Consider the following 26,427-nt stretch of genomic DNA (forward strand, 5'->3'; position numbering starts at 1 on the left):
TCAAAGGGTTTTGCGCAGGTTCGCAGGCGCGATCTTCAGGGCTTCGCGGTATTTGGCCACCGTGCGGCGTGCGCAGTCGATGCCTTGCTCTTTCAGCATTTCAGAAATCTGGTTGTCCGACAGAGGTTTGGCGGGTTTTTCGGCAGCCACAAACTGCTTGATCAACGCCCGCACGGCGGTGCTGGATGCGGCGCTGCCGCTGTCGGTGCCCAGGCCCGAGCCAAAGAAATACTTCAGCTCAAAGGTGCCCTGCGGCGTGGACATGTATTTGGCCGTGGTCACGCGGCTGATGGTGGACTCGTGCATGCCCAGCTCGTCGGCGATCTCGCGCAGCACCAGCGGGCGCATGGCCAGCTCACCGTGCGTCAAAAAGTTCTTTTGCCGCTCCACGATGGCAGTCGACACACGCAAGATGGTGTCAAAGCGCTGCTGGATGTTCTTGATGAACCAGCGGGCTTCTTGCAGGCGCTGCTGCAAACCCGCGTGCGACGAGCCTTTGCTGCCGCGCAGGGCGTTGGCATAAATGTCGTGCACGCGCAGTTTGGGCATCACGTCCGGGTTGAGCTGGATGCGGAATTTGGGCGTGGCGGTCTTGCTGGTGTTCACCACCAACACATCAGGGATGATGATGTTTTGCTCAGCCTGCACAAAGGGGCGGCCAGGCTTGGGTTCGAGTCGGGCGATGAAGGGGATCGCGGCTTTGACCACGGCTTCGTCCAGGCCGCAGGCCACCGCCAGGCGTTTGAAGTCGCGCTTGGCCAGCATTTCCAGGGGCTGAGCGCACACGGCCAAAGCGGCTTGTGCCACGGCATCGTCTGGTTCGTCTTGGAGCAAGGCCTTGATCTGGATGCGCATGCACTCGGCCAAATCGCGAGCGCCCACGCCCACGGGTTCGAGCGATTGCAGCAAACCCAGCGCCACAGTGAAGCGGTGCACCAGCTCGTCCAGTTGCTCGTAATCGTCGCTGCCCGCCAAGCTGGCGGCCAGTTCGGGCAGGGTGTCGGTCAGGTAGCCGTCGTCGTTGAGCGACTCGATCAAAAAGCGCAGCGCCGCGCGGTCGATCTCGGACAGGCGCAGCGACAAGGCCTGTCGGTGCAAAAAGTCAGTCAATGAGCCGCTGCTGCGGGCCAGGTCGATGGCATCGGCGGTTTCTTCGCCGTTGTTTTGCCGAGGCCCGGCCTCACCGCCCCATTCGCTGTCGTCGGGGCGCATGTCCACGCTGCCGTCGCCGTCCCAGCTTTCGGCCACATCGGTCACGGCTTCGTCGCGGGTTTCGCTGGCGCTGTCTTCGCTGCTGCTGGACGTGCTGGCGCTCTCGCTCACCCGGTCGCCCAAGCTGACATGGGTGTCGGTCTGCTCTAGGCCAAAGGCTTCGGAAGCGGATTCCTCTTCGCTGCGCTCTAAGAACGGGTTGTCGTCCAGCATCTGGTCGACTTCCTGCGACAGCTCCAGCGTGGACAGTTGCAGCAGGCGAATCGATTGTTGCAACTGGGGCGTGAGCGCCAGGTGCTGGGACATGCGGAGCGACAGACCGGGTTTCATGGCTGTGCTCTGATGTCGTTGACGGGTGATTTGTTCATCACATTCGGAAGTGTTCGCCCAGATACACGCGTCGTACCTCGGTGTTGGACACGATCTCGTCGGGCGTGCCCGCTGCCAGCACACGACCCTCACTGATGATGTAGGCGTGGTCGCAAATGCCCAGCGTTTCGCGCACGTTGTGGTCGGTGATGAGAACGCCGATGCCGCGTTGTTTGAGGAAGGCGATGATGCGCTGGATTTCGATCACAGCGATCGGGTCGATGCCTGCAAAGGGTTCGTCCAGCAAGATGAAGCGCGGATCGGTGGCCAGGGCGCGGGCAATCTCTACGCGGCGGCGCTCACCGCCCGACAAAGCCACGGCGGGTGAATCGCGCAAATGGTCAACGCGCAGGTCGGCCAGCAGTTCGCTCAGCCGTTTTTCGATGTCGGCTGGTGCAAGTGCTTGGCCTTGGTCGTCGGTTTGCAGCTCCAGAATGGCGCGCACGTTGTCGGCCACACTCAGCTTGCGAAAGATGGAGGCTTCTTGCGGCAGGTAAGACAGGCCCATGCGCGAGCGCTTGTGAATGGGCATGCGGGTGACGTCTTCGCCGTCGATCAGGATCTGGCCGCCGTCACCGCGCACCAAGCCCACGATCATGTAAAACGAGGTGGTTTTGCCTGCACCGTTGGGGCCCAGCAGACCAACCACTTCGCCCTTGCCCACCTGCACGGACACATCGTGCACCACTTTGCGGCTGCCATAGGCCTTCTTCAGGTGGTGCGCTTCCAGTCGACTGGTCACCAGTGGCTCACTCATGGTTTCTTGCTTTCGCCTGCGTTCGGGCTGGTCCGCAGTGCAGGTGCTGCCGTTGTCGGTGCGGTGGTTGACGGTGTGCCCACTTTTCGGGGCGTCAGTACGGCTCGCACACGTTGATCGCGCGGGTCTGTGGCTTTGGCGCCCTTGGGTGGGCCGTCAACGGTCATGACTTCGGTGGTGTTGTTGAAGACGATTTTTTCGCCATTGATTTGGTCGGCCAACTCCGTGCCGCGCAAAATTCGGACCTCTGCCCGCTGAATCAGCGTCACCACATCGGCTTGGCTGTCGTAGATGGCCGTTTCGCCTTCACCTTCGGTGAACTCGTCGACCCCTTCGCGCTTCTGGCGAAAAAACACCCGCTCTTTGGGGGCCGCCCAGACGTGGGCCACTTGCTGGCCTTGTTTGTCTTGCTGCACTTCCATGCGGGCGCCGCGCAGCACCATGGTGCCTTTGAAGGCCACAACGTTGCCGATGAAATGGGTGAGCAGCTTGTTTTCGTCGTGGCGCATCGCGTCCGCTTCAATGAGCATGGGCTTGTCGCGGTCGGCTTTTTCGGCCCAGGCAGGCGTGCAAAACAAGCTCAGTCCTGCGGCGAGGAGGCTGATGGTCCGTAGAATTGTCATTGGGGGCATGAATCTTGCTGGTGACGATTTTTGATTGTAGGGGCAAGAGCGACCAGATCGACCTCGCAGCGCGTGTCAAGGCATAAAAAAAGCCCGCTCAGGTGACTCACCCGCGGGCTTGGGTTGGGGCTGCTGGCGCTGGCTCAGCTTTTCTTCTGGCCCGCTTTCGCGTTGCTTTGGGCGGGGCGTGACTGGGCGATCAAGGCTTCCGTCACTTTCAGCGCTTGTTCCATGCTCCCGGCCAAAGTGCCGTCCACGTAGTAGCGACCCGCCACCCCCAAGGAAGGCACGCCTTCCACTTTGAAGTCGTTTTGCAATTGGACCGCACGCTTGAGTTTGCTGGCCACCCCAAACGATTTGTAGATCTCGTTGAACTTGGTTTTGTCCAAGGGCTGTTTTTCTGCCCAGGCCAGCACGCTGGCATCTGAGTTGAGGGGCAGCTTTTCCACATGGACCGCAGCAAACACTTTGGCGTGCAATGTGTCGAGCAAATTCATGGCTTCGAGCGTGAAAAACAAGCGCTGCTGCGGCGCAAAGTCGTCACGGAAAGACACGGGGATGCGGCGCACCACCACATCCTTGGGCACATTTTTGACCCATTGGGCAAAAGTGGGTTCAAACGCATTGCAGTGTGGGCAGCTGTACCAAAAGAACTCGATGACTTCGACCTTGCCTGTACCTGCTTCTGTGGCCACAGGGCGGTCCAGTGTCAAAAAGTCTTTGCCAGACTTGAACACAGTGGCTTGGGCCCAAGCGGCAGAGGTGCTGAGCCAAGCGGTGGCTGTCACCAAGGCGGTAGAGAAGAAACGGCGTTTCATGGGGTGCTCCAGATCATGAAGGACGTGTTCAGCGCTGAACACGCACCAAGGTGTTTTCAATGCCGCTGCCCTCCAGGCGGGTGCGAATTTTTTCAGCGGCGGCTTTGTCTGTAAAGGGACCCAAGCGTACACGGAAGATGCTGCGGCCAGCTTGATCTCGCTCAGAGACCTTGGCATCCAGACCCATTAAAGCCAGCTTGGCTTTTTGGGCGTCGGCATCGTTGCTGGTGCGATAAGCGCCTACCTGGATGACGTAGTCAAACGGATCGGCACTGGCACTGTTGGCGGCAGGGGTTGAGAGCCCAGACTTGGATTTGGCCAAATCGCCCAAGGGATCGGCTGTGACCGCCGGGCGCGGCTCGGTCTTGCCGACTTCTGGCGTGGTTTTTTCGGCTGCGGGATTGGGTGCTGCAGGAGCACTGGGGGTTGCCGGTACATCTGCAGGGGGCTTGGGCTGGAGCACACCGTTCGGGTTCCAGTCTTTGTTTTTCTGGCTTTCCTGCACGTCCTGGTCGTTCGTGCGTGGCTGGTTCTTGTTCGAAAAAGGCGTGGGCACCTTGGTCACATAAACGGCCACGGCCAAAGCCACGCCCAAACCCAGCACCAGCCCAATGATGAAGCCGAGAAAAGTACCGCCGTGTTGGGTGTGGAGTTTCATGTCGTTGTGTCCGTTCACATTTTTGGGGGGGCTGACACGCCCAGTACTTGCAGGCCATTTTTCAGCACTTGCGCGGTGGCCGCGACCAGGGCCAGTCGGGCGGTTTTGACCGCTTCATCGTCCACCAAAATGCGTTCGGCGTCGTAGTAGCTGTGGTACAGCGAGGCCAAATCACGCAGGTAGAAGGTCACATCGTGCGGCGCAAAGTCGGTGGCTGCAGATGTGAGCATCTCGGGGTACTTGGCCAAGGCCAGCATGAGCGCGTGGGCTTGCGGGCTTTGCAGTGGCGACAAATCGGCGTTGGCGAGTGATGCGGTGTCACCACCGTCCTTGTCTTTCCAGGCCGCCAACACCGAGCAGATGCGTGCGTGGGCGTACTGAACGTAGTACACCGGGTTGTCGTTGTTTTGCGCCAGCGCCAGGTCGATGTCGAAGATGTATTCGGTGTCGGGCTTGCGCGAGAGCAGGAAGAAACGCACCGCGTCTTTGCTGGTCCACTCGATCAGGTCGCGCAGCGTGACATAGCTGCCAGCTCGCTTGGAAATTTTGACCTCTTCGCCCCCGCGCATCACCCGCACCATGGTGTGCAGCACGTAGTCGGGGTAGCCCTCGGGGATGCCCACGTTAGCCGCTTGCAAACCTGCACGGACCCGGGCAATCGTGCCGTGGTGGTCGGTGCCCTGGATGTTCACCACGCGGGTGAAGCCGCGTTCCCACTTGGTGATGTGATAGGCCACATCGGGCACGAAGTAGGTGTAGCTGCCGTCGCCCTTGCGCATGACACGGTCTTTGTCGTCGCCGTAGTCGGTGGACTTGAGCCACAGCGCGCCGTCTTGTTCGTAGGTCTTGCCTGCGTCTTTGAGCTTTTGCACGGCGGCATCCACCTTGCCGCTGGTGTACAGGCTCGACTCCAGGTAGTAGTTGTCGAATTTGACGTCAAAGGCCTTCAAGTCCAAGTCCTGCTCGTGGCGCAAATAGGCCACAGCAAACTGGCGCATGCCGTCCAGGTCATTCACATCGCCGCTGCCGGTGAATTCGCGGTCGTCGGACTTGACGGTTTTCTTCGCCAGAAAGTCGTTGGCGATGTCCTGGATGTAGTCGCCGTTGTAGGCCGGTGCATTTTCGCCACTGGGCCACTCTGCATCGCCCGGCTTGAAGCCCTTGGCGCGCAACTGGGTGGAATTGGCCAGGGTGCCGATCTGCACGCCCGCGTCGTTGTAATAGAACTCGCGGTAAACCTGCTGGCCTTGTGTGGCCAGCAGATTGCAGATGGCGTCACCCAAGGCGGCCTGACGGCCGTGGCCCACGTGCAGCGGGCCTGTCGGGTTGGCAGAGACGAACTCGACCAGCACTTTGTCGGTTTTGATGCTTTGGCTGCCAAAATCGGCACCGGCCTGCAGCACCTCATGTACCACGGCCTGCTTGGCCGCATCCTTGAGGCGGATGTTGATGAAGCCAGGTCCTGCGATCTCGATCGCGTCCACCCAGCGCTCGAACGCGGGTGTCAACAACAAGGCCGTGCGCAGGGTTTCCGACAGCTGCCTGGGGTTTTGCTTGAGGGCTTTGGCCAGCTGCATGGCGGCCGTGCAAGCCAGGTCGCCGTGAGCAGCCACTTTGGGCGATTCGAAGGCCGCGCGCGCACCGGCACCGGTTTGGAGTTTTTCAAGCTCTGCGGCCAGGGCCGTGAGCAAATGTTGTTTGGCAGAAAGCATAGAGGCCCATTTTACGGGCAGGCTTGATGAGCCCAAGTGCTTGGCTTGAATGGCCGTTCTGAGTACGAATCAATGCGGAGGTGCCTGCCAGTAACCGGTTTGGGCGTAGTGGTGTTTCAGGTAGTCAATCCACAGCCTCACCCGCAAGGGCAAATGTTTGCGCTGAGGGAAAACCACAAAGATGCCATTGGGCGGCGCAGCAAAGTCTTCCAGCACGGCGACCAACTGGCCTGACTGGATTTCGCTTTCGACTTCCCAGGTGCTGCGCCATGCAATCCCGTAGCCCGCCAGGCACCAGTCGTGCAGCACTTGGCCGTCCGAGCAGTCGAGCGGGCCACCGGGTCGCAGGTGCGTGACTTCATGGCCTGTTTCGGTCGATGTGCGAAACGCCCAGCCCCGGGTTTGTGAGGCATCGCTCGACAAGGTCAGGCAATCGTGTTGCAACAGGTCGGACGGCTGCAAAGGCGTGCCGCGTCGCGCCAGATAGCCCGGCGTAGCCACACATAAGCGGCGGTTGTCGGCCATGCGCACGCTCACCAGCGACGAGTCGGGCAGGTCGCCCACGCGCACGGCGCAGTCAAAACCCTCGGCTGCCAAGTCCACCACCCGGTCGCTCAAATTGAGCGAAATCGACACATCGGGGTGCAGTTCGCGAAAGCGCGGCACCAAAGGGGCCACATGCCTGCGCCCGAAACCAGCCGGAGCGGTGATGCGCAAATGCCCGCTGGCCTTGACGCCCCCCGCCGATACGCTGGCTTCGGCATTGGCCACATCCGAGAGCAAGCGCTGACAATCTTCCAGAAATGCACTGCCTTCGTGGGTCAGGGTGATGCGCCGCGTGGTGCGCACCAGCAGCTTCACGCCCAGGTTTTCTTCCAGCGCATCGAGCCGCCTGCCAATGATGGCCGGGGCCACGCCCTCAGCCCGGGCGGCGGCGGTCAGGCTGCCTTTGGTGGCAACCGAGACGAAGGTTTCAAAGGCTTTGAGCTTGTCCATGTGCCTCGATTATGCGGGTTCAAGGTTGCAATGCTGCCGTTGCGATGGGTGATTGATGCGCGAGGATGCTTGTATCAAACCCAGCCCTTGGGCAAACCCGCCTCGGGCGTCATGCCGTACAGCGGTTCGCCAGGCAGCCCGGCTTTCAACGGCGCGCGTGCGGCCATGAGTTTGTGCAGATCAACCCCGGTGGACACGCCCATGGCCTCGAACATGACGACCAGGTCTTCTGTGACCACATTGCCTGAAGCGCCAGGGGCGTAAGGGCAGCCGCCCAGGCCGCCGAGCGAGCTGTCAAAAGTGCGCACGCCTGCCTCGTAGGCGGCCAGGCCATTGGCCAAGCCCAGCCCTCGGGTGTTGTGCAGGTGGGCCGCGCCTGTGAGGGGGCCGATTTCCTGGAACATGCGCTTGAACAAGCGGCTCACTTGGGCAGGGTTGCCCATGCCGGTGGTGTCCGACAGGCCAATCTCGTCAACGCCCGCTTCGGCCAGCAGCACGGCCAGGCGCAGCACATCGTCTTCTGGCACCAGGCCTTGCAAGGTACAACCAAAAGCGGTGGACATGCCGACTTCGACCGGCACGCCAGGCGCCATCTCGTCGCGCAAGCGCAAGACTGCCTTGACCTCTTCGACCATGGCTTCTGGCGTTTTGCGCACGTTGGCCATGGAGTGGGCGGGACTGGCCGATACGGGCAGGGTGAGCTTTTGCGCCCCGGCCTGCAGCGCCGCCTGTGCGCCGCGCAGGTTGGGCACCAGGGCCATCACCCGCACGCCAGTGTGGCGCAGCGCGTGCTGCACCACCTGTGCAGCATCGGCCATTTGCGGCAACAGCTGGGCGGGCACGAACGAGGCCACTTCAATCTCGCGCAGCCCAGCAGCCGCCAGTGCATCGATCCAGCGCAGCTTGTCGGCCGTGGGCATGGTGGCCTTGACCGATTGCAGCCCATCGCGTGGACCCACTTCGCTGATCAGGACCTCAGGGGCGTGAATGTTGGTCATGACACGATTAAACAACAGTGGATTCGTGCGGAAAAGTCATGGGTTTATGGCTTTTGAGCGTGTTTATCTGCATCCAAACTTAGAATAAAGTCCTTTTTCACTGAATAGACGCGGTTGCCTTGTCCAACAGCGTCCCATTCAATGACCGATATTCCTGTTTTTCAACATCCTTTCGAGGCTTCCATGACTGCACGCACCACCATCCACAACCTGCAAGTGGCCAACCCGCTGCTGAGCTTCATCAACGACCAGATGCTGCCCGCCACGGGCGTGGACAAAGACCAGTTCTGGAAAGGCTTCAACGACATCGTGGCCGATCTGGCCCCCAAAAACATCGCCCTGCTGGCCGAGCGTGACCGCATCCAGACCGCCATGGACTCGTGGCACACCGCCAATCCCGGTCCGGTCAACGATGCCAAGGCCATGAAGGCCTACCGCAAATACCTCGCCCAAATCGGCTACTTGGTGCCTGAGCCTAAAAATGCCCAAGCCACCACCGCCAACGTGGACGCCGAGCTGGCCAAGCTCGCTGGCCCTCAGCTGGTCGTGCCGATCTTGAACGCACGCTACGCCCTGAACGCGGCCAACGCCCGTTGGGGTTCTTTGTACGACGCGCTGTACGGCACAGACGCGATCAGCGAGACCGACGGTTGCGAAAAAGGCTCGGGCTACAACCCCAAGCGCGGCGCCAAAGTCATCGACTACTGCCGCAACGTGCTCGACCGCACGGCCCCACTGAAGACCGGTTCGCACGTGGGCAGCAAGGGCTACGCCGTGAAAGCGGGCAAGCTGGTGGTCACCCTGGCCAATGGCAAAAATTCCACCTTGGCCGATGCCAAGCAGTTTGTCGGTTACACCGGCTCCGCATCAGCCCCCGCCTCGGTGCTGTTCGTGCACAACGGCATCCACCTCGATCTGCAAATCAACAAGACCACGGCCATCGGCAAGACCGACCCGGCTGGCGTGTCCGACCTGATCGCTGAAAGCGCTTTGTCCACCATCCTCGACTTGGAAGACTCGGTGGCTGCAGTGGACGCCGAAGACAAAGTGCTGGCCTATGCCAACTGGTTGGGCATTTTGCAAGGCACTCTGAGCGAAGAAGTGCAAAAGGGCGGCAAGACTTTCACGCGGACCATGAACGGTGACCGCGAATACACCAAGCCCGCTGGCAAAGGTACCGTCAAGCTGCACGGCCGCTCGCTCATGTTTGTGCGCAACGTCGGTCACCTGATGACCAACCCCGCCGTCTTGTACAAAGGCGCGGACGGCAAAAACCACGAGATCCCCGAAGGCATCTTGGACGCCATGGTCACCGTGACCTGCGCTTTGGTGGACTTGCAGAAAAAGTCCTCGCACCCTTTGCGCAACAGCCGCACGGGCAGCGTCTACATCGTCAAGCCCAAGATGCACGGCCCCGCCGAAGTGGCGTTTGCCGACGAGCTGTTTGGTCGTGTCGAAAAAGTCATTGGCATGAAGCCTTCCACCGTCAAGCTGGGCATCATGGACGAAGAGCGCCGCACCAGCGCCAATTTGAAAGCCTGTATCGCTGCCGCCAAGAGCCGCGTGGCCTTCATCAACACCGGCTTCCTGGACCGCACAGGCGACGAGATGCACACCTGCATGCTGGCCGGACCCGTGATGCGCAAGGGCGACATCAAGAACAGCACTTGGTTGGGTGCTTACGAGAAGAACAACGTCAATGTGGGCCTGGCCTGCGGCCTGCGTGGCCGCGCCCAAATCGGCAAAGGCATGTGGGCCATGCCCGACCTGATGGCCGACATGTTGAAAGCCAAAATCGGCCACCCACTGGCCGGTGCCAACACCGCTTGGGTGCCCAGCCCCACTGCCGCCACGCTGCACGCCATGCACTACCACCAAGTTCATGTCTCCGCGCTGCAAAAGCAGATGGAAAAGGCTGTCGCCAAGCAAGACCCGAAACAATTGCGCGAAGACACGCTCAACGCTTTGCTGCAGTTCCCTGTGGTGGCCAAAGACGCGGCCAACTGGTCGGCTGAAGACAAACAAAAAGAACTCGACAACAACGCCCAAGGCATCTTGGGTTATGTGGTGCGCTGGGTTGATCAAGGCGTGGGCTGCTCCAAGGTGCCCGACATCAACGGCGTGGGCCTGATGGAAGACCGCGCGACCCTGCGCATCTCCAGCCAACACATGGCCAACTGGGTGCAGCACGGCGTGGTGACCGAAAAGCAAGTCAAGCAAACCATGGAGCGCATGGCCGCTGTGGTGGACGCGCAAAACGCTGGCGACGCGGCTTACCAGCCCATGGCAGGCAACTTCGCCAAGTCGGCGGCTTACAAAGCGGCTTGCGATCTGGTCTTTAAAGGCAAGGCGCAACCCAGTGGCTATACCGAGCCGCTGCTGCATGCTTGGCGCTTGAAGGTCAAAGCGGCCTGAAAGCGCAGGGCTCTGACAAGGGCCGATGCTTAAAAACGGCTCCTTCGGGAGCCGTTTTGCTGTGCATGGTTGAAAATGGTGCTTTGAGGAGGGCGCGATGCGCTGGATTGACCGGATTCCGATGTGGTGGCTGGTGGCTATTGCCGTTTATTTGGCCGGGGCCCCGTTTGTGCCTGAGCCGCATTTGGTGGAGAAGTGGCGCATGCTCATGCAAGGCAGCTTGAGCAAACCCATCGACATCTTTGATTTTTTCTTGCACACCACCCCTCTGGTGGTACTGGGCATTCGCCTGTGGCGTGACGCGCAGCGCCGCCGCCAGGGCAAGGACTGAGACCTGCCACCATGTCGCAGCCTGCCCTTGACCCTTGCCGCTGCCCCTTGTGCGGGCAGCCCAATGCCTGTGCCATGGCCATGCCGCAAGCCTGTGATGCCGCGTCCGGGCCGTGCTGGTGCACGCGGGTTCAGTTCAGCGCCGATTTGCTGAAGCAAGTGCCCGAAGCGGCGCGCAACAAGGCCTGCATTTGCGCGGCTTGTGTGGCGGCGTCCGAACAGCCTTCCCCAGGCACAAGCCTAGGCCATAACCAAGGCAAACACGCATGAGCCTGGCCCAAGGCCCCCACAGCCTGCAAGCACTGCAAGCGCGTTATGGCGAGCGGCATCGCTGGTTGCTGCTGCTGTCGGTCATGCTGGGCTCCATGGCGGCGGTGATGTCGTCCACCATCATGAACGTGGCCATCCCTGACATGAGCGCCCACTTCACGCTGGGCCAAAGCCGTGTGCAGTGGGTGACCTCGGGCTTCATGGTGGCCATGACGGTGTCCATGCTCACCACGCCTTGGCTGCTGTCGCGCTATGGCTACCGCCGGGTGTACGAGGTGTGCATGTGGCTGTTGCTGGGGGGCGGAGTTGCGGGTGGCTTTGCCAATGACTTCCCTTTGGTGATGGCTGCCCGTGTGGCCGAAGGCTTGGCCGCCGGGGTTGTGCAACCCATTCCGGCCATCATCATCTTGCGTGCCTTTGCGTCTGACGAGCAGGGCCGCGCCAGCGGGCTGTTTGGCATGGGCGTGGTGCTGGCCCCGGCCATTGGCCCGAGCATTGGCGGGGTGCTGGTCGATGTGTTTGGCTGGCGTTCGATCTTTTTCATGGTGGTGCCGCTGGCCATGGTGGCGCTGTGGTTGTCGCGCCGCTATGTGCCCACCTCGGCCCCTGGCGGTGTGCAAGCCGATGCCGACAGCCCGGGGCTGGACTGGATCGGGCTGGCACTGGCCAGTGTGTCCACCCTCGTGCTGCTCAATGGCCTGGTGCAGTTGCGTGGCGATGACGACACGGTGGCCGTGGCGCTGCTGGCGCTGGCGGGCGTGGGCATGGCGGCGTTTGTGGCCTGGCAGCGCTATTTGCTGCTGCCTCGTCGACACGGGCGCCGCCCAGGTTCAGGCCGCAAAGGCCAGCCAGTGCGCCAGGCCCCCCGAGGCCCACTGATGAACCTGCAGGTGTTTGGCCACCGCCATTTCGCCATGGGGGCGCTGGTGTCGTTCACCTACGGCATCGCGCTGTTTGGCTCGACCTATTTGCTGCCGGTCTACATGCAAATGGGTTTGAGGCTGTCACCGTCCTACATTGGCGCAGCCTTGTTGCCTGCGGGTATTTTGCTGGCCGTGACCATCGCCGCCGTGGGGCGTTTGTCGCACCGCATGCCGCCCGCCCATTGGGTGAGCTGGGGCTTGGCTTTGCTGGCGCTGTCGTTCGCGCTCATGCCCTTGGTCCATCCGGCCGCAGGCTTGGCGCTGCTTTGGATTTTGGTGATCCTCGGGCGCATTGGCCTAGGGTTCATCTTGCCTTCACTCAACCTGGGGGCGATGCGGGGCTTGCCCAAAGACCTGATCCCGCAGGCGTCGAGCGTGATTGGTTTTGTGCGCATGCTGGGTGGTGCGGCGGGCGTGAGCATTTGCGCCATCGTGCTGGAGTGGCGACTGGCGGTTTATGCCTTGTCGACCAGCGGACAGGGCGGTGCTGATTTGCGGGCCTTCAACGAGACCTTTGTGTTTTTGGCGACCATGACCGCCTTGGCCTTGTTGGCGGCCTGGAAAATGGGTGAAGCTCAAACGATTGCGAAGAAAGACTGAACCATGTGCCAACTGCTCGGCATGAACTGCAACACCCCCACCGATGTGACCTTCAGCTTCAGCGGCTTTGCGCAGCGTGGTGGCATCACCGACCACCACAGTGACGGTTGGGGCATCGCTTTTTTTGAAGGCCAAGGCGTACGCCATTTTGTGGACCACCAAAGCGCCAGCACCTCACCCATTGCCGACCTGATCCGCCGCTACCCGATCAAAAGTCAGAACGTCATCGCTCACATTCGCAAAGCCACGCAGGGTGAGGTGAGCCTAGAAAACTGCCATCCCTTTGTGCGTGAACTGTGGGGGCGCTACTGGGTGTTTGCGCACAACGGTAATTTGGTGGACTACGCACCGCGCCTGCACGGCAGCTTCAAGCCCGTGGGGCAGACCGACAGCGAGCGGGCGTTTTGCTGGCTCATGCAAGAGCTGGCCAAATCACACGCCAGCGTGCCCAGCGTGGCAGAACTCAGTTGCACCTTGCGCGAGCTGGTGCCGCAAATCGCACAGCACGGCACGTTCAATTTCTTGTTGTCCAACGGGCAAGCCCTGTGGTCGCACGCCAGCACGCATCTGCACTATGTGCTGCGCAGGCACCCGTTTAATCGGGCCACGCTCAGTGACGAAGATCTGAGTGTCAATTTTGCGGACCACACCCGTGAGAGTGACCGCGTGGCGGTGGTGGTCACGCAACCGCTGACCACCGACGAAAACTGGGTCGCTTTTGAGCCTGGCCGCTTGTATGCATTTGAGGACGGGAATCTGAACGCGTAGATTGGATTCAGGCTCGGTGAAAGATTCGAGCGGGCCTGACGCCGCAGCGCTTAAAGTGCGGCTTCCACCGCGTCCATGAACAACGCCGCCACGTCGCAACCCATCTGGTCGGTGATTTCCTGAAAGCAGGTCGGGCTGGTGACGTTGATCTCGGTCAGGCTGTCGCCAATGATGTCCAGCCCCACCAGCATCAGGCCGCGTGCAAACAAAATGGGGCCGAGGGCCTCGGCGATTTCGCGGTCACGCGCTGAGATGGGTTGGGCCACGCCTTTGCCGCCAGCGGCCAGATTGCCACGCACTTCGCCGCCTTGCGGAATGCGCGCCAGACAAAACGGCACGGGCTTGCCGCCGATCAGCAGCACGCGTTTGTCGCCTTTTGCGATGCCGGGCAAAAACTTTTGCACCATCACTGTCTGGGCGCCGCCTTGGTTCAGGGTTTCGATGATCGCGCCCAGGTTCAGGCCATCGGCACCGACCTTGAAAATGCCCATGCCGCCCATGCCGTCCAGCGGTTTCAAAATGATGTCACCGTGCGTGGCGTGGAACTCACGGATGTCCGCTTCGCTGCGGGTGACCAGCGTGGGTGCAATGAATTGCGGGAACTCCATGATGGCCAATTTTTCAGGGTGATCGCGCAGCGCGGCAGGGCTGTTGAACACCTTGGCACCTTCGCGCTCGGCTTGGCCCAACAGGTGGGTGGCGTAAAAGTATTCGCTGTCAAAGGGTGGGTCTTTGCGCATGACCACTGCGTCAAAATTTTTCAATGCGGCACGGCCGGTGCCGGTTTCGGAGAACCAAGTCGTGGGGTCACCCGTCAGACGAATTTCGCGTACCTGCGCCGATACCGCTTCGCCTTGTTGCCAGCGCATATCGGTCATCTCGCATGCCACGACCTGGTGTCCGCGCTTTTGCGCCTCGCGCATCATCGAAAACGTGGTGTCCTTGTAAATTTTGAAGGACTCAAGAGGGTCGGCAACGAAGAGGATTTTCATGGTGTTCATTGTAGGAGGTGATCGTTTTGTAGGTCGGCGGCTTCAGCCCCGACAAGTGTTCGTGATCCATCGTGTCGGGGCTGAAGCCACCGACCTACAGGGGCCAGACCTTGACCCCGTCACTGGAAAGCGACTTCGGCAAAGCTGCGCAACTTGCGGCTGTGCAGTTGGGCCGGTCCTGCAGCGCGCAACAATTCGAGTGCCCGTATGCCGATCTGCAGGTGCTGGTTCACCCGCTCACGGTAAAAGTGGTTGGCCATGCCGGGCAGCTTGATCTCGCCGTGCAGCGGCTTGTCGCTCACACACAGCAGCGTACCGTAGGGCACCCTAAAACGAAAACCGTTGGCAGCAATCGTGGCGCTCTCCATGTCGAGCGCCACGGCGCGGCTCTGGCTGAAACGGCGTTGGGGCGTGGTGGCCGCGTTCTGGGTGGGCAGCAACTCCCAGTTGCGGTTGTCGGTGCTGGCCACGGTGCCGGTGCGCATGAGGCGTTTGAGGTCCGCGCCATGACAACCCGTGACCTCGGACACCGCACGCTCCAGCGCCACCTGAATTTCGGCCAGTGCCGGAATCGGCACCCACAGCGGCAGCTCTTCGTCGAGCACATGGTCCTCGCGCACATAGGCATGGGCCAGCACGTAGTCGCCCAGCTGCTGCGTGGTGCGCAGGCCCGCGCAGTGGCCCAGCATCAGCCAACTGTGCGGGCGCAGCACCGCGATGTGGTCGGTGATGGTCTTGGCGTTGGCCGGGCCGACGCCAATGTTGACCATGGTGATGCCGCTGTGGTCTTCTCGCACCAGGTGGTAGCCCGGCATTTGCGGCAGGCGTGGCGGAGCCGCGCCCAAAGCGTCTTCGGGCTGGGAGCTCAGGCCCACGCGGCGCGTGACCACATTGCCCGGCTCCACAAAGGCGACATAAGGGCTGTCCGGTTTGGCCATCTCGGCATGGCCCAGCGCAATGAACTCGTCGATGTAGAACTGGTAATTGGTGAACAGCACAAAGTTCTGAAAGTGCACCGGGTTGGTGCCGCAGTAGTGGCGCAGGCGGTGCAGCGAATAGTCGATGCGCGGCGCGGTGAACAGCGACAGCGGCGCGGGCTGGCCGGGTGCGGGCTCGTAGGTGCCGTTGGCAATGCCGTCGTCCATGGCCGTCAGGTCAGGCAGGTCAAACACCTCGCGCATTTGGGCGCGGCGCTCGGCGCTCATCTCGCCTTCGATGTGGTCGTTTTCGGCAAACGAAAAATGCACCGGAATCGGCAACTGGCTGGTGCCCACCTCCAGCGCCACGCCGTGGTTGGCCAGCAGCAGCGCAAACTGCTGGCGCAGGTACACGGCAAACAGGTCGGGCCGCGTGAGCGTGGTTTCGTAGCGCCCGGCGGTGGCCACAAAGCCGTAGCTCAGCCATTCGGTCTCCAGGCTCTTGGGCGGCACCCAGCCGGTCGTGGTCTGCAACCGCACAAAGGGGTAGCAAGCGCGCACTTTGTCGGCCATCGGTTCGCCCGCCACATAGCGGCGCATGGCCTCGCGCAGGTGCTTCAGACTTTGGTCATAAATGGCTTGAACCCGAGCCAAGGCGGCTTCGGCTGTGTCAAACACTTCGGGGGCGATGAAAGGTGTGGGTCTTTGCATGGCCCCATTGTGCACATCCAATGTTTCGGTTTTGCCTGCCTTACATATTGCGCCGGTACTGCCCACCCACCTCGAACAAGGCATTGGTGATCTGACCGAGCGAGCACACCCGCACAGCGTCCATCAGCACTTCGAACACGTTGCCGTTGTCGATCACGGCTTGCTGCAAGCGCTTGAGCATGGCCGGGGATGCGTTGGCGTGCAGCGTCTGGAAGTCGTTCAGGCGCTGCAGTTGCGATTGCTTTTCTTCCTCGGTCGATCGGGCCAGCTCCAGCGTGTCCATGACTTGATCGCCCTTGGGGTTGCGGAAGGTGTTGACGCCGATGATGGGCAGCTCGCCGGTGTGCTTGAGCATCTCGTAGTGCATGGACTCGTCTTGAATCTTGCCGCGCTGGTATCCGGTTTCCATCGCGCCCAGCACGCCGCCGCGCTCGGCGATCTTTTCAAACTCGGCCAGCACCATTTCTTCGACCAGCTCGGTGAGTTCGTCGATGATGAAGGCGCCTTGGCTCGGGTTCTCGTTTTTGGCCAGGCCCCATTCGCGGTTGATGATGAGCTGGATCGCCATGGCGCGGCGCACCGAGTCTTCGGTGGGCGTGGTGATGGCTTCGTCAAACGCGTTGGTGTGCAGGCTGTTGCAGTTGTCGTAGATCGCGATCAACGCCTGCAGCGTGGTGCGGATGTCGTTGAACTGGATCTCTTGCGCGTGCAGCGAGCGGCCCGAGGTCTGGATGTGGTACTTGAGCTTTTGGCTGCGCTCGTTCGCGCCGTATTTTTCTTTCATGGCCACCGCCCAGATGCGGCGCGCCACGCGGCCGAGCACGGTGTATTCTGGGTCCATGCCGTTGCTGAAGAAGAAGGATAAGTTGGGCGCGAAATCGTCGATGTGCATGCCACGCGCCAGGTACGCTTCCACAAAGGTGAAACCGTTGGACAGCGTGAAGGCCAGCTGCGAAATCGGGTTGGCCCCGGCTTCTGCGATGTGGTAGCCCGAGATGGACACCGAGTAGAAGTTGCGCACGTCGTGGTGCACAAAATACTGCGCGATGTCGCCCATGACCTTGAGCGAGAACTCGGTCGAGAAGATGCAGGTGTTTTGGCCCTGGTCTTCTTTCAGGATGTCGGCCTGCACCGTGCCACGCACATTGGCCAGCACCCATTCCTTGATTTTTGCAGTCTCGGTTTCGGTGGGTTCGCGGCCGTTCTCGGCTTTGAACTTGTCGATGTTCTGGTCGATGGCCGTGTTCATGAACATGGCCAAGATGGACGGTGCGGGGCCGTTGATCGTCATCGACACGCTGGTGGTGGGATTGCACAGGTCAAAGCCCGAGTACAGCACCTTCATGTCATCGAGCGTGGCCACGTTCACGCCCGAGTTGCCGATCTTGCCGTAGATGTCCGGACGCAGGTCGGGGTCGTTGCCGTAGAGCGTGACCGAGTCGAAGGCGGTGGACAAGCGCTTGGCGGGCAGGCCTTCGCTCACCAATTTGAAGCGGCGGTTGGTGCGGAAGGGGTCACCTTCACCGGCAAACATGCGAGTGGGGTCTTCGCCTTCGCGCTTGAAGGCAAAGGTGCCCGAGGTGTAGGGGTAGCTGCCGGGCACGTTGTCCAGCATCAGCCACTTGAGCACTTCGCCGTCGTCTTCGTATTGGGGCAGCGCCACTTTGCGGATGGTGGTGCCGCTCAGACTTTTGGTGGTCAGTGCCGTGCGGATTTCCTTGTCGCGGATTTTCACCACGTACTCGTCGCCCGCGTAGGCCTTTTGCATGTCGGGCCACTGAGCCAGCAGTTTGCGGGCGGTCGGGTCTTGGGTTTGTTCGCGGGCCACGGCCAGGTCAATGGCGGCTTCCGAAGCCTTGGCGCGGCCGGGTTTGCCTTCTTCGAGCATGCGGGCGGCTGCGCGCAGTTGCTGGATTTCGCGGGCCAGGCGGGCTTGGGCCACGGCGCGCTTTTTGTAGCCACGCACGGTGTCGCTGATTTCGGCCAGGTAGCGGGTGCGTGCGGACGGCACGACCGGGTTCTGGTGGGTGCTGTGGCGCACGTTGACCACCGGCAAACGGCCTTCGGTGGTGGGCATGCCCAGCTCGGCCAAGCGGGTTTTGAGCGCTTGGTACAGCGCCGTCACGCCGTCGTCGTTGAAGCGGGCTGCCATGGTGCCAAACACGGGCATCTGTTCCATGGGGACAGTCCAGGCTTCTTTGTTGCGTTGTACTTGTTTGGCGACATCGCGCAAGGCGTCGCTCGCGCCTTTGCGGTCGAACTTGTTGATGGCCACGAACTCGGCAAAGTCCAGCATGTCGATTTTTTCGAGCTGGCTGGCCGCGCCAAACTCGGGCGTCATCACGTACATGGGCACATCCACATGCGGCACGATGGCGGCGTCGCCCTGGCCAATGCCGGACGTTTCCACCACGATCACATCAAAACCCGCCACCTTGCAGGCCGCCACCACGTCGGGCAGGGCGGCTGAAATCTCACTGCCAAAGTCACGCGTGGCCAGCGAGCGCATGAACACGCGGGGGCCTTGGGACCAAGGCGAAATCGCGTTCATGCGGATGCGGTCGCCCAGCAGGGCACCACCGCTCTTGCGGCGTGAAGGGTCGATCGAGATGACCGCCACACGCAAGCTGTCGTCTTGGTCCAGGCGCAGGCGGCGGATCAGTTCGTCGGTGAGCGACGACTTGCCCGCACCGCCGGTGCCGGTGATGCCGAGCACGGGCACTTTCTTGCTCGCCGCCTGTTCGCGCACGGCTTGGACCACGCTGGCATCGGCCTTGTCGTTTTCCAAAGCGGTGATCAGTTGGGCCAGTGCGCGCCAGTTCATCTCGCCGTGGCCCTGTATCGCTGCCACGTCTTTGGGGGCCAGTGGGCTCACGTCCTGGTCGCAGCGCATGACCATCTCGCCAATCATCCCGGCCAGGCCCATTTTTTGGCCGTCTTCGGGGCTGAAAATCCGCACGCCTTTGTCGGCCAGGGCGCGAATCTCGGCCGGCACGATCACGCCGCCGCCGCCGCCAAACACTTTGATGTGCTCGCCGCCCCGGGCTTTGAGCAGATCGACCATGTAGCTGAAGTATTCGTTGTGGCCACCCTGGTAGGAACTGATGGCGATGCCCTGCGCGTCTTCTTGCAGCGCAGCCGTCACCACCTCGTCCACCGAGCGGTTGTGGCCCAGGTGGATCACTTCGGCGCCCATGCTTTGCAGGATGCGGCGCATGATGTTGATGGCCGCGTCGTGGCCGTCAAAAAGAGAAGCGGCGGTGACAAAACGGACTTTGTTGGCGGGTCGGTATTCGGCCAAGGCTTTGAATTCGGCAGACAGGTCGGTCATGGTTGTCTCTTGGGTTGTTCAGTTGACGTTGACGTAAACGTCAATCAAGACCCGCATCTTAGCCGGTGGTGGCTTTCCTGTCACTGACGACCTGATTCGGCTCGGTCTGGGCCTGAAAAGTTATCATTCGGGCCTGTTTTTTGCCCTACAGGAGCCCCCCATGAATGCGCCTCAAATCTATTTGCCGGCCGGCGTGCAGCCTGCTGCAGGTTACGCAGGGGACATCAGCCCCGATTTGGCGTGGGCGTGGGTCCAGTCGGGCGAGGCCGAACTGGTCGATGTGCGCACCGACGCCGAGCGCGCTTGGGTGGGGTTTGTGCCCGGTGCCCATGCATTGGCCTGGAAGCAGTGGCCCGGCATGGCGATGAACCCGGGGTTTGACGCTGGCGTGCAGGCCTTGGGCGTTGGCGGCAAAAAGCTGGTGCTGTTGTGCCGCAGCGGTGTGCGATCGATTGCCGCCGCCCAGCGCGCGACCGAGTTGGGCTTGCAGGCTTACAACATTCTGGAAGGCTTTGAGGGCGACCCGGACGAGCAGGCGCACCGCGGCCTCAAGGGCGGCTGGCGCTATCGCGGCCTGCCTTGGCAGCAAAATTGACCGCGATTCCTGGTTTCTGAGCTCTGAGTGACTTCGCGCTTGCAGTGGCGGGCGATAGACTGAGGCCATGAACGCCTCTGCTCAAAAGCTCCTGGACCGCATCGAAGCCAAACGCGAGGAGGTCACAGCCCTTACGCAAGAGCTGGTGCGCATCCCCACCGTCAATCCGCCCGGGGACGCTTATGAAGCCTGTGCCCATTTCATTGGCGAGCGGCTGTCGAAAAAGGGTTTTGCGGTCGAATATGTCCGGGCCATTGGCGCCCCCGGCGACAGCGACAGCCACCCCCGCACCAATGTGGTGGCGCGCTGGCAAGGCGGCTCGACCGGCGAGTGCGTGCACTTCAACAGCCACATCGACGTGGTCGAAGCCGGTTCAGGCTGGACCTATGAGCCTTTTGGCGGGCAGGTGGCCAACGGCCGCGTGTATGGCCGTGGCACCTGCGACATGAAGGGAGGGCTGGCGTCCAGCATCATCGCCTGCGAAGCCCTGATCGAGTCGGGCTTGCCGATTCCGGGCGCACTGGAAATCAGCGGCACGGTGGACGAAGAATCGGGCGGTTTTGCGGGCGTGGGCTATCTGGCCGAGCGCGGCTACTTCAGCAAACCGCGTGTGCACCATGTGATCATTCCTGAGCCGCTGGGGGTGGACCGCATCTGTCTGGGCCACCGGGGCGTGTGGTGGGGTGAGGTCGAAACCCGGGGCCGCATTGCGCATGGTTCCATGCCTTTTTTGGGCGACAGCGCCATCAACCACATGAGCGCCTTCATCCATTTGCTGGAGACACAATTGCAGCCGCGCCTGGAAGGTCGCCACACCGCCGAGCCGGTGGAGCCGCCGGGCGCACGGGTGAGCACGCTCAACATCAACAGCATCCACGGCGGCCAGGTCGAGCAGCACTACGCCAACGACGCGCGCGGCTGGCCCACGGCGCAAACGCCCGCGCCAGTGGTGGCACACAGCTGCCGCACGGTGCTCGACCGGCGCTTCATTGCCGAAGAAAACCTCGAAGCCGTCAAGCAGGAAATCATCGACATGCTCGACGAACTCAAGCGCACCCGGCCGGGCTTTGACTACGGCATCCGCGACATCATGAGTTTTGTGCCCACCGCCACGCCCAAAGACGCACCGGTGGTGGACGCTACCGCCCGCGCCATTGCCCGCGTGCTGGGGCGCGAGCCCAGCTACATCGCCAGCCCAGGCACCTATGACCAAAAGCACATCGTGCGCACGGGCAAGCTGCAAGATTGCATCGCCTACGGCCCGGGCATACTGGATCTGGCGCACCAACCCGATGAATACGTGGGCATTCAGGAGCTGGTCGATTCGGCCAAGATCATGGCGCTGGCTTCGCTGGATTTGACCGGCTGGACTCGCTTGAACCAAGCTTGAGGGCAACGCGGCGTCGGACAAGGAACGTCATGCCCGCGAATGCGGGTATCCATGGCGGTCGAAGCCATGGATCCCGGATCAAGTCCGGGATGACGTGAATAGATCAAGTCCGGGATGACGTGAATAGATCAAGTCCGGGATGACGTGAATAGATCAAGTCCGGGATGGTTTGAATAGATCAAGTCCCGGATGGTTTGAATAGATCAAGTCTGGGATTGCGTGACGGGATCAAGACCCATTCGACCACTTTTGTTTTTGTCACCCCGGGCGAAGACCCGGGGTCCAGGCTTTCAAATACCGGGCGGCTGTTTGGCGATCATGTCCTGGTTGGCCATCTCGTAAGCGTGTGCCAGTTTCAGCAAGTCCAGGTCGCCCTGGGGTTTGCCAATCAAGGCCAAGCCCATGGGCAAACCGTTGGCACCAAAGCCTGCAGGCACGCTGATGGACGGCAAGCCCGCAAAGGTGGCGTAAATCACCACCTCCATCCAGCGGTGGTAGGTGTCCATGGGGCGGCCCGCCACACTTTGTGGCCAGCGCAGCGACACGTCAAACGGCCAGGTTTGCGCCACCGGAATGGCCAGCACATCAAAGCGTTCAAACAGCTGCAGCATGCTCTGGAAAAACCGCGTGCGTGTGGCGCTGGCCGACATCAGTTGCGCGCCGGTCAAGGTCAGCGATTGGTCGTGTTCCCACAGCGCTTCGGGCTTGATTTTTTCGCGATTGGCCGCGTTCACCAAAAAAGGTGCGACACGCGGCCCGACCAGGGCCTGGCGCCAGACCAGCCAGGCTTGCCAGACCTGCTCGGGTGGCATGCCCAGCACGGCCTCGTCCACTGTGCAGCCCATGCCCAAAAAGCTTTTCAACGCCGATTGACACAGGTCCAGAATGCCTTTTTCCATGGGCAAATAGCCTTGCAGGTTGCCCAGCCAGCCGATGCGCTGACCTTTGGGATCGCTCTCCAATGAGCCCGCGAACACGGCCGGGTCTTGCGTCAGGCTCAAGGGGCTGAAGGCGTGCGGACCAGCTTGCGTCGACAGCAGCATGGCCAGGTCGCGCACATGCCGGGCCATGGGGCCTTCGGTGCCCAGTTGCGCAATGAACACGTCTTGCGCAGGCCACATGGGCACACGGCCTTGCGAGGGGCGCATGCCAAACACGTGGTTCCAGCCCGCCGGGTTGCGCAGGCTGCCCATGAAGTCCGAGCCATCTGCCACGCTCAGCATGCGCTGGGCCAGTGCCACAGCGGCACCGCCACTGCTGCCGCCCGCCGACTTACTCGGGTCCCACGCGTTGCGGGTGGGGCCGAACACCTCGTTGAAGGTGTGCGAGCCCAAACCAAACTCGGGTGTGTTGGTCTTGCCGATGACGATGGCCCCGGCCGCTTTCATGCGCTGTGCCATCAGGCCGTCTTCGCTGGCCACAAAATCTTTCATCAACGGGCTGCCCAAGGTGGTGCGCAGACCTTGCACATTGGACAAGTCCTTGATGGCCTGGGGCATGCCATGCAGCCAACCCATGGATTGCCCGCGCGCGAGTTGGGCGTCGCGTTCATCGGCTTGTTGCAGCAGCACATCGTGTGCCACGCGGCTGACGATGGCATGGCTGCCCGGGTTGAGCCGGTCGACTTGCGTCAGGGTGGCGGCCATGACGTCGCGGCAGGAAACCTGCTTGTGGTGAATGGCGCGGGACAGTGCCTGTGCGCTCAGGTGGGGAATGTCATGAGGTTGGGAGGGCATGAAAGTCATTATCATCCTGCCATGACTTTTTTAGCACTTGACGTCGGTAACACCCGGCTCAAATGGGCGCTCTATGAGCGGCCCCACCCCGATGCCGCTTTGCTGGCCCATGGTGCGGAGTTTCTGGAAAACATCGACCGCCTGGCCGAAGGCCCTTGGGCCGACTTGCCCGAGCCCGAACACATGTTGGGCTGCGTGGTGGCGGGTGATGCCATCAAACGCCGCGTACAAGAGCAGATGGAAATATGGGACATTCACCCCAAATGGGTGGTCCCCAGCGTGCAAGAGGCGGGACTGACCAATGGTTATGACCACCCCAGCCGGCTTGGGGCAGACCGTTGGGTGGCCATGATCGGTGCGCGCCAGCGCATGCTGGCGCAGGGGGGGGCACCGCGTCCGCTGGTGGTGGTCATGGTGGGCACGGCGGTGACGGTCGAGGCGATCGATGCCGAGGGCCGATTTTTGGGTGGATTGATCTTGCCGGGCCACGGCATCATGCTGCGCGCACTGGAGTCGGGTACAGCGGGTTTGCACGTTCCGACCGGTGAAGTCACGCCTTTTCCGACCAATACCAGCGACGCCCTGACCAGTGGCGGTACCTACGCCATTGCGGGTGCATGCGAGCGCATGGTGCATCACCTGCGTGAGCACACCGGGCAAGAGCCTCTGTGCATCATGACCGGTGGCGCGGGCTGGAAAATGGCACCCAGCATGTCGCTGCAATTTGAACTGGTGGACAACCTGATTTTTGACGGCCTGTTGGCCATGGCGACTCTGCGGTTTGCCTGACGGCCGCCTGGCTGCATCAGTGTTCGGGCGAGCTGTAAGCCGCCGTCAAACCTTGCAGATGGGTTTGCAAATCCGTGTTGGCCATGTAAGGCGTTAAAAGCGCCAGCACATGTTGTGCGCCCCGGGTCAGAGCCAGCCCGGCGCTGGCGGGCTCCAGGGCTTGCCGGGGGTTGCGCACATATTCATAGCTCAGCCAATACGTCACCATGACCGACATGCTGGCCGACAGGGTTTCGATGTTGTCCGGATCGATGCGCATCAGTCCTGCTGCGGCCAATGACTCCAGCATCAGCCTGAAGGCGTGGGTTTTGCGCTCCAGCACCGCATGAAAATGCGTTTCCAGGTGCCGATTGCCCGACAGCAGGTTGTTCAGGTCGCGGTACAAAAATCGGTGGCTCCAAACCTGCTCGAACAGCGAGTGCAGAAAAAACCAGGCGTCCTCGACATCTTGCACATCCGGTGCGGCATCCAGCAGGCCCAGCATGGCCACTTCGTATTGATCAAACAAGCGGTTGACCAAGGCGTCTTTCGATGCGAAGTGGTAGTACAGGTTGCCCGGACTGATGTTGAGTTCGGCCGAGATCAGCGTCGTTGACACGTTGGGTTCACCGAAGCGGTTGAACAGCTCCAGCGTGACCTCGGCAATGCGCTCGGCGGTGCGGCGGGGGGCTTTTTTGGCCATGGCTGAAGACGGCGCCGATCAATCAAACCGTCTTTTTCGGACGCTTGGCGGCGCTGGCCGCTTGGGGTTTGGCTTTGACCGTTTTGCCGGTCGCTGCCACTGTGTTTTTTGCGGTGGTCGACGCCGGTTTGGGCGCGCCCTTCGTTGGCAGCCCTGCAAGCTGCGCTTCCAGTTGCGCCACACGGTCGGTCAGCATCTGAATGTCCAGCAGCGTGGGCATGCCCAAGCGGTGCAAAGCCTTGGCCACACGGTCTTCAAACAAGTGTTCCAGTTTGTCCACCCGGCCAGAGGTTTGCTGGCCAAAGTCGCTGGCCATGTGGCTCAGGCGTTCGGTGGCTTCTTGCAGGCGCTGTTGTGCTTCGGCCTGGCTTTTCCGCTGAAAGGCCAAACCGTCATTCACCAGGGCTTCAATCGCTTTGCTGCCTTGCTCCTGGGCTTTGGCCATGGCCCCCAAGCCTGCCAGCCAGACGTGCTGGGCGGGTGGCGCGGTGCCATCTTGTTGCGCGGTGGCGCTCGCTTTGCTGCGCGTGGTGTCGTTTGATTTGGCCATGATGCACTTCCTGAACAAGGTGTCACTTTAACCTGCGTTCGAGCGCAATGCTTCTAAAATCTCAACACAGAGGTTCCGCGTCCCGTGGCACCCACCAGATCCGCATCCTCATGACCATTCTCGTCACCGGCGGCGCCGGCTTCATTGGCGCCAACTTTGTCCTCGATTGGCTGGCCGCCAGCAACGAGGCCGTCATCAACCTCGACAAACTCACCTATGCGGGCAACCCCGAAACCCTGGCCAGCCTGCAAGGCGATGCGCGCCACCAACTGGTGCAAGGCGACATCGGTGACAGCGCTTTGGTGAGCCGCCTGCTGGCCGAGCACCAGCCCCGCGCCGTCATCAATTTTGCCGCCGAAAGCCATGTGGACCGGTCCATCCATGGCCCGGGCGAGTTCATCGAAACCAACATCGTGGGCACTTTCAGGCTGCTGGAAGCCGTGCGGGGGTATTGGAGTGGGTTGGCCGATGCAGACATTCGCGCGCAGGGGCTCGCTCCTACAGGGGCAGCTGACAAGCCCACTAAAGCGGGCTTTCGCTTTTTACACGTGTCGACTGACGAGGTGTATGGTTCGCTCGGCAAAGACGATCCGGCGTTTGCCGAGACGCACCGTTACGAACCCAACAGCCCCTACAGCGCCAGCAAGGCCGCCAGCGACCACTTGGTGCGTGCCTGGCACCACACCTATGGCTTGCCGGTGCTGACCACCAACTGCAGCAACAACTACGGGCCCTACCACTTCCCCGAAAAGCTGATCCCGCTGATGATTGTCAACGCCCTGGCGGGCAAGCCCCTGCCGGTGTATGGCGACGGCATGCAGGTGCGCGATTGGCTGTATGTGAAAGACCACTGCAGCGCCATCCGCACGGTGCTGGCGGGCGGCCGCTTGGGCGAGACCTACAACGTGGGTGGCTGGAATGAAAAGCCCAACATCGAGATCGTGCAGACCGTGTGCAAGCTGCTCGACGAGATGCGCCCCAAGGCCGGTGGCAGCTACGCCAGCCAGATCACCTACGTGACCGATCGCCCGGGCCATGACCGCCGTTACGCCATTGACGCACGCAAACTCGAAGCCGAGCTGGGCTGGAAGCCTGCCGAGACCTTTGAAACCGGCATCCGCAAAACTGTGGCGTGGTATCTGGCCAACCCGGAGTGGGTGGCCCATGTGCAAAGCGGCGCTTACCGTGAGTGGGTGAACAAACAATATGCATGAGCCGTGGACCCCCGATCGGGTCGGGGGTGACAAAGCGAAGGCAATGCCCACAGATCAGGTCGGGGATGACA

The 26,427-nt window shown here is 61.6% G+C and carries 23 protein-coding genes; 9 read left to right on the forward strand and 14 right to left on the reverse strand.

The features are described from left to right. The 8 genes from B9Z37_RS12495 to B9Z37_RS12530 form a co-directional block, all read right to left on the reverse strand. Positions 1-1,542: an RNA polymerase factor sigma-54 gene (locus tag B9Z37_RS12495; protein ID WP_108313361.1), complete on the reverse strand. Its 1,542-nt coding sequence runs from the start codon at positions 1,540-1,542 to the stop codon at positions 1-3. Between the two features lie 37 nt (positions 1,543-1,579). After that, positions 1,580-2,338: an LPS export ABC transporter ATP-binding protein gene (gene lptB, locus B9Z37_RS12500; protein WP_108313362.1), complete on the reverse strand. Its 759-nt coding sequence runs from the start codon at positions 2,336-2,338 to the stop codon at positions 1,580-1,582. Further along, a complete protein-coding gene (gene lptA / locus B9Z37_RS12505; protein ID WP_108313363.1) occupies positions 2,335-2,961 on the reverse strand; it encodes a lipopolysaccharide transport periplasmic protein LptA in 627 nt (208 codons plus the stop codon). Before lptA ends, lptB begins: the two co-directional genes overlap by 4 nt. 143 nt (positions 2,962-3,104) lie before the next feature. Beyond that, positions 3,105-3,779, reverse strand: a complete 675-nt coding sequence (locus B9Z37_RS12510; RefSeq protein WP_108313364.1) for a thiol:disulfide interchange protein DsbA/DsbL — start codon at positions 3,777-3,779, stop codon at positions 3,105-3,107. A gap of 28 nt (positions 3,780-3,807) precedes the next feature. After that, entirely contained in the window at positions 3,808-4,437 is a 630-nt protein-coding gene (locus B9Z37_RS12515; protein ID WP_108313365.1) for an SPOR domain-containing protein, read from the reverse strand. Between the two features lie 14 nt (positions 4,438-4,451). After that, entirely contained in the window at positions 4,452-6,149 is a 1,698-nt protein-coding gene (gene argS, locus B9Z37_RS12520) for an arginine--tRNA ligase (RefSeq protein WP_108313366.1), read from the reverse strand. A 69-nt stretch (positions 6,150-6,218) separates the two neighbouring features. Then, positions 6,219-7,145 carry a LysR family transcriptional regulator gene (locus tag B9Z37_RS12525; RefSeq protein WP_108313367.1) on the reverse strand — a complete coding sequence of 309 codons (927 nt, stop codon included), beginning with the start codon at positions 7,143-7,145 and terminating at the stop codon, positions 6,219-6,221. A gap of 74 nt (positions 7,146-7,219) precedes the next feature. Continuing rightward, a complete protein-coding gene (locus B9Z37_RS12530) occupies positions 7,220-8,143 on the reverse strand; it encodes a hydroxymethylglutaryl-CoA lyase (protein ID WP_205872590.1) in 924 nt (307 codons plus the stop codon). Between the two features lie 183 nt (positions 8,144-8,326). Between B9Z37_RS12530 and B9Z37_RS12535 the strand changes: the two genes are divergently transcribed. The 5 genes from B9Z37_RS12535 (at position 8,327) to B9Z37_RS12555 (ending at position 13,449) form a co-directional block, all read left to right on the forward strand. Beyond that, positions 8,327-10,558, forward strand: coding sequence for a malate synthase G (locus B9Z37_RS12535; protein ID WP_108313368.1), 2,232 nt, complete (start codon positions 8,327-8,329; stop codon positions 10,556-10,558). Positions 10,559-10,655: 97 nt separating this feature from the next. Next, on the forward strand, positions 10,656-10,889 hold the full coding sequence (locus B9Z37_RS12540) for a hypothetical protein (protein WP_108313369.1): 234 nt from the start codon (positions 10,656-10,658) through the stop codon (positions 10,887-10,889). Positions 10,890-10,900: 11 nt separating this feature from the next. Further along, complete coding sequence (locus B9Z37_RS12545) at positions 10,901-11,158, forward strand: cysteine-rich CWC family protein (RefSeq protein ID WP_108313370.1); 258 nt, start codon at positions 10,901-10,903, stop codon at positions 11,156-11,158. Then, entirely contained in the window at positions 11,155-12,681 is a 1,527-nt protein-coding gene (locus tag B9Z37_RS12550; protein WP_108313371.1) for an MFS transporter, read from the forward strand. The genes B9Z37_RS12545 and B9Z37_RS12550 overlap by 4 nt, the downstream gene beginning before the upstream one ends. 3 nt (positions 12,682-12,684) lie before the next feature. Next, complete coding sequence (locus tag B9Z37_RS12555; RefSeq protein WP_108313372.1) at positions 12,685-13,449, forward strand: class II glutamine amidotransferase; 765 nt, start codon at positions 12,685-12,687, stop codon at positions 13,447-13,449. 50 nt (positions 13,450-13,499) lie between these two features. Here B9Z37_RS12555 and gshB read toward each other — a convergent pair whose 3' ends face one another. From gshB to icmF, 3 genes are all read right to left on the reverse strand, one after another. Beyond that, complete coding sequence (gshB, locus tag B9Z37_RS12560; RefSeq protein ID WP_108313642.1) at positions 13,500-14,441, reverse strand: glutathione synthase; 942 nt, start codon at positions 14,439-14,441, stop codon at positions 13,500-13,502. Between the two features lie 119 nt (positions 14,442-14,560). Further along, on the reverse strand, positions 14,561-16,069 hold the full coding sequence (locus tag B9Z37_RS12565) for an AMP nucleosidase (protein WP_108313373.1): 1,509 nt from the start codon (positions 16,067-16,069) through the stop codon (positions 14,561-14,563). 40 nt (positions 16,070-16,109) lie between these two features. Continuing rightward, the gene (icmF, locus tag B9Z37_RS12570; RefSeq protein ID WP_108313374.1) at positions 16,110-19,400 is read right to left on the reverse strand and encodes a fused isobutyryl-CoA mutase/GTPase IcmF; all 3,291 of its coding nucleotides are present in this window, start codon (positions 19,398-19,400) and stop codon (positions 16,110-16,112) included. Positions 19,401-19,560: 160 nt separating this feature from the next. Here icmF and B9Z37_RS12575 point away from each other — a divergent pair, with 160 nt between their 5' ends. Both B9Z37_RS12575 and B9Z37_RS12580 read left to right on the forward strand, forming a co-directional pair. After that, positions 19,561-19,995: a rhodanese-like domain-containing protein gene (locus tag B9Z37_RS12575; protein ID WP_108313375.1), complete on the forward strand. Its 435-nt coding sequence runs from the start codon at positions 19,561-19,563 to the stop codon at positions 19,993-19,995. A 67-nt stretch (positions 19,996-20,062) separates the two neighbouring features. Continuing rightward, entirely contained in the window at positions 20,063-21,385 is a 1,323-nt protein-coding gene (locus B9Z37_RS12580) for an acetylornithine deacetylase/succinyl-diaminopimelate desuccinylase family protein (RefSeq protein ID WP_108313376.1), read from the forward strand. A 290-nt stretch (positions 21,386-21,675) separates the two neighbouring features. Here B9Z37_RS12580 and B9Z37_RS12585 read toward each other — a convergent pair whose 3' ends face one another. Beyond that, positions 21,676-23,130 carry an amidase gene (locus B9Z37_RS12585; RefSeq protein ID WP_108313377.1) on the reverse strand — a complete coding sequence of 485 codons (1,455 nt, stop codon included), beginning with the start codon at positions 23,128-23,130 and terminating at the stop codon, positions 21,676-21,678. A 12-nt stretch (positions 23,131-23,142) separates the two neighbouring features. Between B9Z37_RS12585 and B9Z37_RS12590 the strand changes: the two genes are divergently transcribed. Next, positions 23,143-23,910, forward strand: a complete 768-nt coding sequence (locus B9Z37_RS12590) for a type III pantothenate kinase (protein WP_108313378.1) — start codon at positions 23,143-23,145, stop codon at positions 23,908-23,910. Between the two features lie 16 nt (positions 23,911-23,926). Here B9Z37_RS12590 and B9Z37_RS12595 read toward each other — a convergent pair whose 3' ends face one another. Both B9Z37_RS12595 and B9Z37_RS12600 read right to left on the reverse strand, forming a co-directional pair. Continuing rightward, complete coding sequence (locus tag B9Z37_RS12595) at positions 23,927-24,592, reverse strand: TetR/AcrR family transcriptional regulator (protein WP_108313379.1); 666 nt, start codon at positions 24,590-24,592, stop codon at positions 23,927-23,929. Positions 24,593-24,614: 22 nt separating this feature from the next. Continuing rightward, complete coding sequence (locus tag B9Z37_RS12600; protein ID WP_108313380.1) at positions 24,615-25,142, reverse strand: phasin family protein; 528 nt, start codon at positions 25,140-25,142, stop codon at positions 24,615-24,617. Positions 25,143-25,252: 110 nt separating this feature from the next. On the opposite strand from B9Z37_RS12600, the gene rfbB reads away from it, so the two are divergent. Next, on the forward strand, positions 25,253-26,356 hold the full coding sequence (rfbB, locus tag B9Z37_RS12605; RefSeq protein ID WP_108313381.1) for a dTDP-glucose 4,6-dehydratase: 1,104 nt from the start codon (positions 25,253-25,255) through the stop codon (positions 26,354-26,356). Positions 26,357-26,427 lie beyond the last annotated feature (71 nt).

It is taken from the genome of Limnohabitans parvus II-B4 (genome assembly GCF_003063455.1).
GTDB classification, from domain to species: Bacteria; Pseudomonadota; Gammaproteobacteria; order Burkholderiales; family Burkholderiaceae_C; genus Limnohabitans_A; species Limnohabitans_A parvus.

Coding starts and splice junctions, on each gene's coding strand:
- B9Z37_RS12600 (WP_108313380.1), bottom strand. CDS start 25,142: ATGGCCAAATCAAACGACACCACGCGCAGCAAAGCGAGCGCCACCGCG.
- B9Z37_RS12545 (WP_108313370.1), top strand. CDS start 10,901: ATGTCGCAGCCTGCCCTTGACCCTTGCCGCTGCCCCTTGTGCGGGCAG.
- B9Z37_RS12525 (WP_108313367.1), bottom strand. CDS start 7,145: ATGGACAAGCTCAAAGCCTTTGAAACCTTCGTCTCGGTTGCCACCAAA.
- B9Z37_RS12550 (WP_108313371.1), top strand. CDS start 11,155: ATGAGCCTGGCCCAAGGCCCCCACAGCCTGCAAGCACTGCAAGCGCGT.
- B9Z37_RS12540 (WP_108313369.1), top strand. CDS start 10,656: ATGCGCTGGATTGACCGGATTCCGATGTGGTGGCTGGTGGCTATTGCC.
- B9Z37_RS12555 (WP_108313372.1), top strand. CDS start 12,685: ATGTGCCAACTGCTCGGCATGAACTGCAACACCCCCACCGATGTGACC.
- B9Z37_RS12535 (WP_108313368.1), top strand. CDS start 8,327: ATGACTGCACGCACCACCATCCACAACCTGCAAGTGGCCAACCCGCTG.
- lptA (WP_108313363.1), bottom strand. CDS start 2,961: ATGACAATTCTACGGACCATCAGCCTCCTCGCCGCAGGACTGAGCTTG.
- B9Z37_RS12575 (WP_108313375.1), top strand. CDS start 19,561: ATGAATGCGCCTCAAATCTATTTGCCGGCCGGCGTGCAGCCTGCTGCA.
- B9Z37_RS12590 (WP_108313378.1), top strand. CDS start 23,143: ATGACTTTTTTAGCACTTGACGTCGGTAACACCCGGCTCAAATGGGCG.
- lptB (WP_108313362.1), bottom strand. CDS start 2,338: ATGAGTGAGCCACTGGTGACCAGTCGACTGGAAGCGCACCACCTGAAG.
- gshB (WP_108313642.1), bottom strand. CDS start 14,441: ATGAAAATCCTCTTCGTTGCCGACCCTCTTGAGTCCTTCAAAATTTAC.
- B9Z37_RS12585 (WP_108313377.1), bottom strand. CDS start 23,130: ATGACTTTCATGCCCTCCCAACCTCATGACATTCCCCACCTGAGCGCA.
- icmF (WP_108313374.1), bottom strand. CDS start 19,400: ATGACCGACCTGTCTGCCGAATTCAAAGCCTTGGCCGAATACCGACCC.
- B9Z37_RS12565 (WP_108313373.1), bottom strand. CDS start 16,069: ATGCAAAGACCCACACCTTTCATCGCCCCCGAAGTGTTTGACACAGCC.
- B9Z37_RS12510 (WP_108313364.1), bottom strand. CDS start 3,779: ATGAAACGCCGTTTCTTCTCTACCGCCTTGGTGACAGCCACCGCTTGG.
- rfbB (WP_108313381.1), top strand. CDS start 25,253: ATGACCATTCTCGTCACCGGCGGCGCCGGCTTCATTGGCGCCAACTTT.
- B9Z37_RS12530 (WP_205872590.1), bottom strand. CDS start 8,143: ATGACCAACATTCACGCCCCTGAGGTCCTGATCAGCGAAGTGGGTCCA.
- argS (WP_108313366.1), bottom strand. CDS start 6,149: ATGCTTTCTGCCAAACAACATTTGCTCACGGCCCTGGCCGCAGAGCTT.
- B9Z37_RS12495 (WP_108313361.1), bottom strand. CDS start 1,542: ATGAAACCCGGTCTGTCGCTCCGCATGTCCCAGCACCTGGCGCTCACG.
- B9Z37_RS12515 (WP_108313365.1), bottom strand. CDS start 4,437: ATGAAACTCCACACCCAACACGGCGGTACTTTTCTCGGCTTCATCATT.
- B9Z37_RS12595 (WP_108313379.1), bottom strand. CDS start 24,592: ATGGCCAAAAAAGCCCCCCGCCGCACCGCCGAGCGCATTGCCGAGGTC.
- B9Z37_RS12580 (WP_108313376.1), top strand. CDS start 20,063: ATGAACGCCTCTGCTCAAAAGCTCCTGGACCGCATCGAAGCCAAACGC.